Here is a 12,449-nt window from a genome sequence, read left to right as displayed (position 1 = left end):
CTAGCTATTTTCCAAGGTTTTAATCATTTTCTTGATCAGATTCTTTAATTAAATAATGAGGTCTTTTTTTAGTTTCCAAAAAGATTTTGCCAATATATTTACCAATAATCCCTAAACAAAGTAATTGCAACCCACCAACAAATAAAAAAATCGAAACCATTGAAGGCCAGCCACTCGTCGGATCACCAAATAATAATGCCCGAATTACAATAAAGATTAAAGCAATACCAGAGCCTAAACAAGAAAATGCCCCTACAAAAGAAGCAATATTTAAAGGTACATCAGAAAAATTTACAATCCCATCGAGAGAATATTTTAATAATTGCCAAAAAGACCAAGAAGTTTTACCAGCAATACGCTCCACATTTTCATAAGCAATGTATTCTGTCTGAAAACCAACCCAGCTAAAAATCCCCTTTGAAAAGCGATTATACTCTGTTATTTGTAAAACAGCATTCACCATTTTTCGTGTCATTAGACGAAAATCTCGTACGCCAGGGACAAGTTCTGTTTCACCAATTTTATTCATCAAGCGATAAAATAAACCAGCAAAAAAACTTCGAATTTTTGGTTCACCAGCACGGTTTTTTCGTCGTGTTCCCACACAATCCAAGTGATGTGCGACTAGTAACTGATACATTTCGACTAATAAGTGCGGTGGATCCTGTAAATCGGCATCCATTAATGTGACATAGTCTCCTTTGGCATTTTGCAAACCAGCATAAATTGCAGCTTCTTTACCAAAATTACGCGAAAAAGAATAGTAATGAATTTTTTTAGGATTTTCTTTTGCTAGGCGTTGCATGAGTGGCAGTGTTTGATCGGTAGAACCATCATCAATTAAAATATATTCGATTTCAAGAGGTAATTTTTGTTCAATTTTTTTCATTTCAGTAAAAAAATAAGGTAAACTTTTTTCTTCATTAAAACAAGGTACAATCACTGATAAAAGCATCTGCATAGGCTCCTAACAATTTTATTCTTCTTGAAATAGATACTTAGGTTCATTTAATTCTTCATCTAAATCAACTGTTAAATCGTAACCTTTAAAAAACCATTCATCTGCTTCATCTGCGTAAAATAAAATACCGTCTGCAGTTGTTTTTCCAATTGGATGTTCAGGTGTATCCACTGACATTCCCACTGAAAAACCTTCATGAACTTGGGTTTTGCCATAAACTTTTCCGTAAAACCGTACACCCATCCCGTCATCTACTGTCAATTCATTTTTAAACCATTGTGCAGCTTGTGGTGTTATTGTTATTTTCATCAGTATCCCTCGCTAGTCATTCATTTTTTCGTCTAATATATCGACATCATCTGTTTCCCCAATCACTAACAAATTATCATTTTTTAAAACGATTTCATCCGCAGTTGGCGAAACGACTACTTTACCATTTACGCGGCGAATTCCTACCACCGTTAAACCAAAATTTTGTCGAAAATTCAGATCTGCTAAACTTTTATCGTAGAATTTCGGATTGGTTACACGAATTTCTGCTAAAGAATAAACATCAGATAATTCTACGTAATCTAAAATATTTTTAGAAACCAAATTATGCGCAATACGTACACCCATGTCTCGTTCCGGATGAACAACGCGATCCGCACCAATCTTTTCTAATACGCGGGCGTGATATTCATTTTGCGCTTTCGCTAAAACATTTGGTACACCCATTTCTTTAACCATAAGCGTAACTAAAATACTTGCTTGAATATCTTCACCAATCGCAACAATGACATGATCAAAATTTCGAATTCCTAATGAACGCAACGTCATTTCATCTTGTGCATTTCCCACAACAGCGTGGGTAGCAATGTTCATATACTCATTCACGCGATCTTCACTACTGTCTATAGCTAATACTTCTTGACCAGATTCAATTAGGGTACGACAAATACTGCCGCCAAATCGTCCCAAGCCAATAATGGCATAATTTTGTTTCATCTTATTCTCCTCATTTTAGAAATTTGAAACTTAGTGACTGTTACTTATGAAGTTAGTATAACAAAGACCCCTTCGTTGTGCTATCGAAGAGGTTTTTTCTTATTTGGCTAAACCATGTTTAAAAGCATAAATAGCAGCTTGAGTTCGATCTTCTACTTCTAATTTGGATAAAATATTAGAAACATGGGTTTTCACCGTTTTTAAAGTAATAAAAAGCTCATCTGCAATCTCTTGGTTGCTTTTTCCTTGCGCGATTAATAATAAAATCTCTCGTTCACGATTGGTTAAATCTTCGTGTAAAATCGGCGTTCTATTGGTTAAGCGATGCATCATTTTATTGGTAACTTCTGGTTCTAAGATTCGTTCACCTCGATACGTCGCCCGAATAGCGTCAGCAATTTCATGTGCTGTAGACGTTTTAAGTAAATAGCCTGATGCACCAGCTTCAATTGCAGGATAAACTTTTTCGTCATCAATAAAACTAGTAACTATTAAAATTTTAGCTTCTGGCCAACTTTTTAGGATGGCTTTGGTCGATGCAATACCATCCATCACATCCATCACCAGATCCATTAAAATCACATCTGGTTTTAATTCCAACGCTTTTTCATAACCAATTTGACCATTCTCAGCTTCACCAACAACTTCTATATCTTCTTGAATCGATAAATAGGAAGAAACCCCTAAGCGAACCATTTCATGATCATCGACAAGTAACACTTTAATCACACCAATATCCTCCTTCAAACCAAATCACATTATCTACGATTATATTTTTAATCCTAGACAATTGGAATTTTTATTTCAACACTTGTTCCTTGTCCTTTAAAACTAATAATCTTACACGTACCACCGACACTGGCGACACGTTCTTTAATATTCATTAAACCATAGCTACCGGCATTTTGCTCGCTTGTATCAAAACCTACACCGTCATCAATGACCCGTAACAAGACATTTTGCCCGACTTTATGCAAATAAACTTCCAATTCTTCTGCTTTAGCGTGACGCAACGTATTGGATAGTAGTTCTTGAACAATTCGAAAAAGCTGATCTTCAATGGTAGGCGCAAGTCTAATTTCTTCTGCTTCCCACTTCAACTTAATCTTTATTTTAGACTGCAGCTCATTTAACAACTGTTCAATCCCCATTTTCAAACTCTTACCTTCTAGACTAACTGGACGCAAATGTAAGAGCAGTGCCCGCATTTTCAGATTGCGAAGCGTTGATGATATCTGAAACCATCTGTAGTTGCTTTTGCTGCGGTAATGGCAATTCCATTTTTTGGGCCTGCTCATTTAATGCTGACAACATCATCATAGCTGCAAACAATTGTTGCGAAACAGAATCATGAAGTTCACGGGCTAAGCGATGCCGCTCCACTTCTAAAATTTCTTCTTTTGTCTGCCCGTCCATTAATTGTGGCCGGCTATTTAAAGTTTGCAGTTCTGTAGAAAGCTTATTTAGCTTTTGACCAATCTGGATTATATCTTGATCAATCGCAGTTAAATAATGATTTTCTTTTGAATGGGAAACAGATTCTTTTAATAACTCCGATTCATAGTTACCCGCCACTAATAATCTTAACTTTTCTTCTATTTCACCAAATGAACTCTTACGGAATAAAGAAATCAAAATATAAGTAACCACACCAAAACCAATGGAAATAGCCAAAATATAAAATATCAAAGGTAAAAAGAAAACCCGCGTTTGTAGTGAAACAAGCCACCAATCTTTAACCTTATTAGCATGAAGATACGAAAATAAAACTAAAATTAACGTGATAAATATGGCAATTCCAGTATAAAGTGCAATCATTCCTTTTGAAATTTTTGCCATCATACTCGAATCACCTCAATATCCCCAATTAAAGTACTAGATAAAATTTTAATACGACGTTCGCTCGTATCATAATCTTCACTATAGACGGTAATTCTTTCACTGCGTAATGCGGTTTGTTCACCTATAAAAGTTACATTTCCAATAAAGCTACCATGCTCTAAGGCTATTCCAATTCCTAGCGGCACTAAAATTCTTGTTTTTCCAAAACCCTTACGTAGCATAATAATATTATCTCGTTTTGGTAAAATCGTATTTCCCAAATCAATAATCGTATCACCAGAAATCATATTGATGTTAATATCATCCCATTCAAAAACTTGATGACCAATTCTTTCATTACCAAATAAAGCTTGGCGCTCCATTTTACTTGGATGAAGCTTTGGAACAGTTGTTTCTACCATCACCATTTGTTTTTTCTTCCAAAAGGCATTTTTGGTTAAATCCAGACCTGTTATTTCTACGCCTTTTAACCCAATAAATAAAACACCAAATACTAACATTAACCAGACAGCAGGATTATTTAAAAGACTGATAAATACTGCTAATAAACCAACAATCAACCAAAAATTGGTTCTACGCCCTCTTTTTTGGGCACGGCTAGTCGTATACAAACATAAAACACCAAATATAAGTAGTAATAATAAAGGCGGACTATTGAAGACCTGCCATAGAGCATAAAGAAACAATAGTGCTTCAACTACAAGAAAAAAACGCCAAGGACTTCTCAATTCTGCCACCTCCGGATAGTTAATCTTTTCATAGATAAATCGCTCCAAAACTTTTGATTCTTCACAACATTTCTATTTTATCATAACGAAAAGTGAAAAAAATAGAATCGGTCTAAAGAATGAAAAAAGAATAAGCTTAACTATTAAAAGTTAAGTGATATTTTCAACCTAAGCGTTAATCAGATTGTAAAAAATCAACTTTTTTATTATTTTTTTGATTACGAGTGCTTAGTTTTATCATTATAAAAAGCCAGCTTAAGAACTTTTATCGTCCTTAAACTGGCTTTTGTTATCTTCTAAAATCTAAATTTTATGAAAATAAATTTACTTTATTAAGCTTGTTCAACTTTAGTAATTTTTACTAACATATCGCCACCAGGAGTTTGGATTGTGACGTCTTCACCAACTTTTTTACCAATCAAAGCTTGTGCAATTGGTGAATCGTTAGAAATTTTACCGGAAAAAGGATCTGATTCCGCACTACCAACAATGGTATATTCTTCTTCATCACCATCTGGTTGTTCTACAAAAGTAACTTTTTTGCCCAGTGAAACTTCATCACTATCGACACCATCATTATCAATAATTTGAGCAAAACGAATCATATTTTCTAAAGTTGTAATTCGGCCTTCTACAAACGCTTGTTCATCTTTTGCAGATTCATACTCAGAGTTTTCTGATAAGTCACCAAAACCACGTGCGATTTTGATTCGTTCGATAATTTCGCCGCGTTTTACTGTTTTTAATTCTTCTAATTCTTGTTCTAATTTCTCTTTACCTTCAACTGTCATTGGATAAACTTTTTCTACCATGGTAATTTCTCCTTCATTCTCAACTCTAAAATCGCAAATAGTAACCTTTTCGCAATTAATATCGAAAAGGTTACCATGCTTTTTTTAAAATGTAAATGTTAATAATTTAATTATTGACATATTTTTCAACTAAAGCTAAATGTTCTTCATAAGTTTCTGCATAATAAACTTTACCTGTTTTAATATCTGCGACAAAATAATAATAGTTATTCGGTGTTGGATCTAATACAGCTTTAATTGATTGTTCGCTTGGACTATCAAATGGTCCTGGGCCGTAACCAGTATTCGTATATAAGTTATATGGCGAATCCACTTGTAAATCTTTATTGTATACTTTTTCTTTGTGTTCTCCTAATGCATACAAAATTGAAATATCCGATTGTAATGGCATTCCTGACGCAATACGATTAAAGAATACTTGGGCAATCTTCTTGCGATCTGTCTCTGTTACACCTTCTTTTTCAACTAAAGAAGCAAGTGTCATAACTTCTTGAACATCCATATTTTTTTGCTTAATTGTTTCATAATATGCAGACATAACACTGTTTGTCTTCTCAATCATTTGTGTCACAATATCTTCTAAAGAAGAAGTCTTGTAATAATCATAAGTTGCTGGGAATAGATAACCTTCTAAACGATAGCGAACACCACTTGCCTTAGCTGCACTTGCTAAAAGATCAGGATATTTTTCCTCCATTTTTTTAAAGAAATCTTCATCTTTCATTAAATCAATAAAATCAGATTTTTTGATTTTGGTATCTTTTGCAATAATATCACCAATTTTATCGATATCAACACCCTCAGGTATGGTAAGTTTGGCATCAGCTCCGGCAGTTCCTGCACCGCCACCTTGTAGGTTCTTACTAATATCTTCTAAAGACATAGAAGGTGAAAAATGATAACTACCAGCTTGAAAACCAGTTAAGTTATTGAATTTCGTATAATAATTAAACACCATTCCACTTTTAATTACTTTATCTTCTTGTAATATTTCACCTATTTGTTTATTAGAGGAACCACTTGGAATTTCGACCGCAATTGTTTTTTTGCTATCGGGATCTAGCGGCTGTAAACTACTAGAAACATAACGATAAACAGAAAATCCTAAAATACTACCAATTACAAGTAGGGCTAAGACGACAACTGTGACAATTTTACTAACAATACGATCTTCTTTTTGACGCATTTTACGTCGCTTCAATTCTTCAGCAGAAGCACTTAAAGCCGGTTTATTATCATTTTTAATCTTTTCTTTAACATTTTTCTTTTTAGCAGGCGTTTTCTTTGTTTCTTTTTTCGTCGTAGTACCTTTTTTAGAGGAAGTGTTAGTTCCCTTGGTTCCGCCACTTCTTCTAGTGCCAACTGACTCTTTTGAAACATTCAAGCGTTCTCTTTGGCTGCCTTTATTTTGTTGACTATCTTGATTGGAACTTCTTTTTGGCTTAGAAGCTTCCTCATCTGAATTATTTAACGAATTTAAAATCTTGTCTTTGAAAGATTCTTCTTCTGGATGTTGTTTAGACAAAACAACTCCTCCTTACTTTCATGATACTAGCTTGTACCATTATACACGAAAGTCAGGAGGAGTAAAATGCTTTTTGCTATTTTAAAACTTTATCAACAATTATTTCGTAGCGTTTGCATTAATATAACCCAGCCATACACCACTGTGACTGTATAAGGAATAATATGTTGCACCATTAAAATGTTTATACTGATATTTAGCAATCAACGTTTGGTTTAAATAGTTATTACTCTTATTTTTTTCTTTCCAAGAAAAATTTTGCCAAATACTATAATTTTTGCGTTTAATTTTTACAGATTTATTATAAGACAACGCAATTCCTTGTTTTCCAGTAATTTTCGTTCCATTTTTATTCACGTAACCTAACCACTTATTATTCTTATCATAAAGAGAAAGATATGAACTACCATTGGTATGCTCATAAATGTATTTCGCATTCAGTGTTTGGTGATAATAGTTTGAAGAAGCATCGCGCTTTTTCCAAGAAAAGTTTTGCCAAAAATTATAGTTTTTACTACTAATAGAAACATATTGATGAAACGCTCGTGCTGGTCCTTGATTTGCTTGTTTTGTCAATTCATCATTTGCCACGTAGCCTAACCATTTACCGTTTATATCATAAAGCGATTCATAACGTCTTCCATTAAAAGCGTTATAATAATATTTAGCCACATACACTTGTTTTTTTATTTCAGCAGTAATATTTTTTGGCTTATTTAGATTTTTATTGGTATACAAATTCGCGTTACTGTTGATCTTAACATAGCTATTTGTTGAATATATTTTACCAAATTGACCACCTGCGCCATTGGTAGTAGCATTTTTATTTAGATAACCTACCCATTTGCCGTTGTTATCATATAAAGAATAGTAACTTGAGCCATTAACGTGGTCATAACGATAGCGTACTTCAAGAGTTTTATTAAGATAAGTTGCAGAATTTGAACGCTTTTTCCACGAAAAATTTTGCCAAATAGAGTAGTTTTTATTAGAAATCGTTACGTAACGCTGATCTTTAATCGCCTCTCCTTGAGGGGTACCAATAAACTTACCTTTGTAATCAGCCGACATATCAAAAACACCATTAACACCTGGAAAAACTACTTGAGAGGTCCATTGCCACGCACTAAACTCTGTATTCCAATGATTAGTTGGGTTATAAGGATATTGGGCTATCCAACAGTTGTCTAAACCTAATTTTTGGGTATCAATCTTCCCTGTGTCAACCCAATGACGCCCAATATAATGCATAGTATTTTTAAAACCTAACTCACTTAATCGTTGGGCAAAAGCCAGCGAATTTTTTGTATGGTCTCCACTGTTAACAATCTGAGGTTCTTCAATATCATTTACCATTAAAGTGTTACTAGTTAATTGTAGGTTCTTTGCAAACGCGGCAAAATATTCCGCTTCTCTTCTTGCCTGTGACACACTAGTGAACCAACTGTAATGATAGACATGAACCTTCAGACCAGCTGCTTGTGCATTTTTGATTTGATCAGCAGCATATGGATTTTTATAAGAAGTAGCTTCAGTAAGCTTCACTACTACACTTCTTACACCATAATTTTTGATTTTAACATAATCCGATACTTTTAAATCACTATTCCAAGAAGATACATCAATAAAATCAAATCGTGGTCTCCCAGACTCACCTGCATTAATTGTTGGAATAGAAAACGCACTTCTACCATAAGAGCGTAGCTTTCTTCGCCCAGCTGCTCCATTCAAATCAGAGCGACTTTCTTGCAAAGGAAATAAGTCATCTGTTTGCTGTAGATACGCTTGTAAGTCACTATCTGTTTCAGAATAATTTTCTGTTGTAGAAGTTTCTGTACTTTCTACAGATTCATCTGTTTTAGTATTTTTTTCTGTAGAATCCGTAGAAAACAAAAGTTCATCTTTACTGGTCTGATTTTTTTCAGTTTCTGATGAAGTACTCTGTATGCTTTTTGTGTCAATTGTCACTTGATTTTCTACGTTATTGGCAAAAGAATCTTCTGCAGCTTTAACTGCTGTAACATTTAATGTTGTACTTAACAACAATCCCCCAACTAACAATCTGATAACATTTTTCAATTTCAATCTCCTTCCAATCTTTTTCCTATTATAATTTAATCATACTATTAAAATAGGAAAAAGCAAAGAGAACTATTAATTTAACTCAAAAAAATTTCGATTAACCTTTTTTACTCAAACTTAATCCCAATACTTTCTTCCACGTAGGAATCTTAAACCCTAAACTTTCTGCCTTGGATAAATCCATTACAGAATATTGTGGACGTGTTGCTTTTTGTGGAAACTCTGTTGAAGTTACAGGTAAGACTTTCACATCTGTATCTTTCAAAATTTCTTTTGCAAATTCATACCATGAGCAACTACCTTCATTTGATAAATGATATGTGCCATATTCTGATTTATTTTCAATCACAAAAAGCATAAATTCAGCTAACGTTCGTGTCCAGGTTGGGCGACCAAATTGATCATTCACAACCGTTAGTGTATCATGCGTTTTTGCTAAGTTTTGCATCGTGAAAACAAAGTTATGACCATATTGTCCAAAAACCCAAGAAGTTCGAATAATATAGTATTTTTCCAGTACATTTTTTACAGCATTTTCACCTAAAAGTTTTGTCCGCCCGTATTCATTTAGTGGGTTTGTTTTATCGTCTACACGATACTCATGTCCTTTTTTTAAGCCATCAAAGACGTAGTCTGTACTAATGTAAATCATCGTTGCATCAACTGCTTTCGCAGCTTTTGCCACATTTTCAGTACCAATCACATTAATTCTTTCGTCCAATTCTTTCCCTTCATCTTCGGCCTTATCTACAGCTGTATAAGCAGCACAATGATAAATGATTGCTGGTTTCAGTTTCATAATAAATTGTAGTGTTTTTTCCGCATCGGTTATATCCAACTCTTTTGCATCAGTCGAAATGTATTCAACCTTATTTTCATCTAATAAATGACGTAACTCAGACCCTAATTGTCCGTTTCCACCTGTAATTAAAATCAATTTTTTTCCTCCTAAAAAAGCAGGAATTCTCCTGCTTTAAACTTTCAACAAATCACTATTGGCCTTGTTTGGCATAGTTGTCTTCAACTTTTTGTTTTTCAGCTTGCCACCAAGTTTGATGATTTGTATACCAGGCAATGGTATCTTTTAAACCAGATCGGAAATCTGTAAATTCAGGTTGCCAACCTAACTCTTCACGCAATTTTGTAGAATCAATAGCATAGCGCAAATCATGCCCTGGGCGATCATTAACATGTTCATAAGCATCTTTAGGTAAGCCCATCTCTTCCAAAATCATTTCCATTACAGTTTTATTATCTTCCTCGCCATCGGCTCCAATAAGATAAGTCTCGCCAATTTTACCTTTTGTGAGAATCAACCAAACTGCAGAAGAATGGTCGTTGGTATGGATCCAGTCGCGTACGTTTTTTCCATCCCCATAAAGTTTTGGTTTAATACCACTCAAGATATTTGTAATTTGGCGTGGAATGAATTTTTCAATGTGTTGATACGGACCATAATTATTCGAACAATTGGAGATGGTTGCTTGTAAACCAAATGAGCGCACCCAAGCCCGAACTAATAAATCTGAACTTGCTTTAGAAGCAGAGTACGGACTAGACGGGTTATAGGGTGTATGATCGGTAAATTTTTCACCCTCACCTTCGCCATGCCCAGGAAGATCTTCACGTAATGGTAAATCTCCATATACCTCATCAGTTGAAACATGATGATAGCGTACGCCAAATTTACGACACGCTTCTAATAAAACAAAAGAACCTATGATATTCGTTTGAATAAATGGAGAAGGGTCTTTTAACGAATTATCATTATGAGACTCAGCAGCATAATGAACAACAGCGTCCGCCTCTTTTACCAAGCTCTCAACAAGAGCAGCATCCGCAATATCTCCTACTACTAGCTCTACGCGATCAGAAGGTAATCCAGCTAAATTTTCTTTATTGCCAGCATAAGTTAATTTATCCAATACTGTTACATGAACTTTAGGATGATTATTTACCACATAATGAACAAAATTTGATCCGATAAAACCAGCTCCGCCGGTAACAATAATATTTTTCACTATTTCAACCTCCTAAATTTCACCATAAACAAATGGATTTTCTACTTCAAATTCTTTTAAAGTTGGATGTTTTTTATCTTTATCTGATAGAATTGCTTTGTCTAAAGCAATTGGCCACTCAATAGCTAAATCTGGATCGTCAAAAGCAATACCTGCATCCGCTTCAGCATTATAATAATTATCACATTTATACAAGAAGTTAACATTCGGTGTTAAGGTGACAAACCCATGGGCAAATCCTTTTGGTACCAATAATTGGCGATGATTGAATTCTGACAATAGATAGCCTTCCCACTTTCCATAAGTAGGGCTTCCTTTACGGATATCCACAATCACATCTAAGACGACACCGGAAACAACACGTATTAATTTCGTTTGTGCCGCTTCCCCTTTTTGAAAATGCAATCCGCGTAAAACACCAGGTTGGGTCGAAAGCGAATGATTATCTTGAACAAAATTATATGTAATTCCAGCTTCTTTAAAATCTTGTTCGGAATAACTTTCAGTGAAAAAGCCACGATGATCTCCAAAGACTGCTGGTTCAATAATTTTAACGTCCTGTAAATTTGTATTTGTTACTTTAATTTTTCCCATCACTATGCCTCTTCTACTAAACGGAGTAAATATTGTCCGTATTGATTTTTCTTTAAAAATTGTGCCAACTCTTTAAGTTCCTCTTTTGTGATATAGCCCATCCGATAGGCAATTTCTTCTAAACACGCCACTTTAAGATTTTGTCGTTTTTCAATTGTCTCAATAAAAGTGGATGCTTCTAATAAAGATTCATGTGTGCCTGTATCTAACCAAGCATAGCCGCGTCCCATCACCTCAACAGAAAGATCTCCTCTTTCCAGATACACTTGATTGACATCCGTAATTTCCAACTCACCCCGTGGTGAAGGCTGAATATTTTTGGCAATTTCAATGACGTCATTATCATAAAAATACAAACCCGTTACAGCATAATTTGATTTTGGTTCTGTTGGTTTTTCTTCAATTGAGATAGCATGCATCTTTTCATCAAATTCAACTACACCGAAACGTTCTGGATCATTGACGTGATAGCCAAAAACAGTTGCACCTACTTCTTTTGTAGCTGCACGTTGTAACATTTTAGATAAGCCACCACCGTAGTAAATGTTATCCCCTAAAACTAAGCAAACACTATCATTTCCAATGAATTCTTCACCAATAATAAAAGCTTGTGCTAAACCATCGGGGCTTGGCTGAACAGCATACTCAATGTGAATTCCTAATTCATGTCCATCACCAAATAATTCTTCAAAACGTGGTGTATCTTGTGGGGTAGAGATAATTAAAATCTCTGTTATTCCTGCCAACATTAATGTCGACATTGGATAGTAAATCATCGGTTTATCGTAAACCGGCATTAATTGTTTAGATGTTGCTTTGGTTAAAGGATATAGGCGTGTGCCGGATCCTCCTGCTAGAATTATACCTTTCATGACTTAGTTTCCCTTTCTAATTCAA

General features: G+C 34.6%; 12 protein-coding genes and 1 pseudogene. All 13 read right to left on the bottom strand.

Annotated elements, in window-relative coordinates; genetic code table 11:
- Positions 1 to 19: 19 nt before the first annotated feature.
- A complete protein-coding gene (locus IGI65_RS07155) occupies positions 20 to 961 on the bottom strand; it encodes a glycosyltransferase family 2 protein (RefSeq protein WP_438773696.1) in 942 nt (313 codons plus the stop codon).
- 15 nt (positions 962 to 976) lie between these two features.
- Positions 977 to 1,270, bottom strand: a complete 294-nt coding sequence (locus IGI65_RS07150) for a HesB/YadR/YfhF family protein (RefSeq protein WP_095006827.1) — start codon at positions 1,268 to 1,270, stop codon at positions 977 to 979.
- A 12-nt stretch (positions 1,271 to 1,282) separates the two neighbouring features.
- On the bottom strand, positions 1,283 to 1,948 hold the full coding sequence (locus tag IGI65_RS07145; protein WP_438773695.1) for a potassium channel family protein: 666 nt from the start codon (positions 1,946 to 1,948) through the stop codon (positions 1,283 to 1,285).
- 99 nt (positions 1,949 to 2,047) lie between these two features.
- On the bottom strand, positions 2,048 to 2,677 hold the full coding sequence (locus tag IGI65_RS07140; RefSeq protein ID WP_412257574.1) for a response regulator: 630 nt from the start codon (positions 2,675 to 2,677) through the stop codon (positions 2,048 to 2,050).
- 53 nt (positions 2,678 to 2,730) lie between these two features.
- A pseudogene (locus tag IGI65_RS07135) lies at positions 2,731 to 3,790 on the bottom strand (sensor histidine kinase).
- A complete protein-coding gene (gene liaF, locus IGI65_RS07130; protein ID WP_438773694.1) occupies positions 3,787 to 4,518 on the bottom strand; it encodes a cell wall-active antibiotics response protein LiaF in 732 nt (243 codons plus the stop codon). Before liaF ends, IGI65_RS07135 begins: the two are co-directional and overlap by 4 nt.
- Before the next feature lie 332 nt (positions 4,519 to 4,850).
- Entirely contained in the window at positions 4,851 to 5,330 is a 480-nt protein-coding gene (gene greA / locus IGI65_RS07125) for a transcription elongation factor GreA (protein WP_071863740.1), read from the bottom strand.
- A gap of 106 nt (positions 5,331 to 5,436) precedes the next feature.
- Positions 5,437 to 6,855: an endolytic transglycosylase MltG gene (gene mltG / locus IGI65_RS07120; RefSeq protein WP_438773692.1), complete on the bottom strand. Its 1,419-nt coding sequence runs from the start codon at positions 6,853 to 6,855 to the stop codon at positions 5,437 to 5,439.
- A gap of 99 nt (positions 6,856 to 6,954) precedes the next feature.
- Positions 6,955 to 8,934 carry a GH25 family lysozyme gene (locus IGI65_RS07115; RefSeq protein WP_438773691.1) on the bottom strand — a complete coding sequence of 660 codons (1,980 nt, stop codon included), beginning with the start codon at positions 8,932 to 8,934 and terminating at the stop codon, positions 6,955 to 6,957.
- A 100-nt stretch (positions 8,935 to 9,034) separates the two neighbouring features.
- Positions 9,035 to 9,874, bottom strand: a complete 840-nt coding sequence (gene rfbD, locus IGI65_RS07110) for a dTDP-4-dehydrorhamnose reductase (RefSeq protein ID WP_438773689.1) — start codon at positions 9,872 to 9,874, stop codon at positions 9,035 to 9,037.
- Positions 9,875 to 9,929: 55 nt separating this feature from the next.
- Positions 9,930 to 10,958 carry a dTDP-glucose 4,6-dehydratase gene (gene rfbB, locus IGI65_RS07105; RefSeq protein WP_438773474.1) on the bottom strand — a complete coding sequence of 343 codons (1,029 nt, stop codon included), beginning with the start codon at positions 10,956 to 10,958 and terminating at the stop codon, positions 9,930 to 9,932.
- Between the two features lie 12 nt (positions 10,959 to 10,970).
- Complete coding sequence (rfbC, locus tag IGI65_RS07100) at positions 10,971 to 11,543, bottom strand: dTDP-4-dehydrorhamnose 3,5-epimerase (protein WP_438774414.1); 573 nt, start codon at positions 11,541 to 11,543, stop codon at positions 10,971 to 10,973.
- Positions 11,544 to 11,554: 11 nt separating this feature from the next.
- Positions 11,555 to 12,424 (bottom strand): glucose-1-phosphate thymidylyltransferase RfbA, encoded by an 870-nt coding sequence (gene rfbA / locus IGI65_RS07095; RefSeq protein ID WP_438773473.1) that lies wholly within the window; start codon positions 12,422 to 12,424, stop codon positions 11,555 to 11,557.
- Positions 12,425 to 12,449: the final 25 nt, after the last annotated feature.

This window comes from Enterococcus sp. DIV0755b (assembly GCF_051713765.1).
Lineage (GTDB): Bacteria > Bacillota > Bacilli > Lactobacillales > Enterococcaceae > Enterococcus_C > Enterococcus_C canintestini.
Note: the sequence above shows the minus strand (reverse complement) of the source record. Positions and strands in the feature narration are given on the sequence as shown.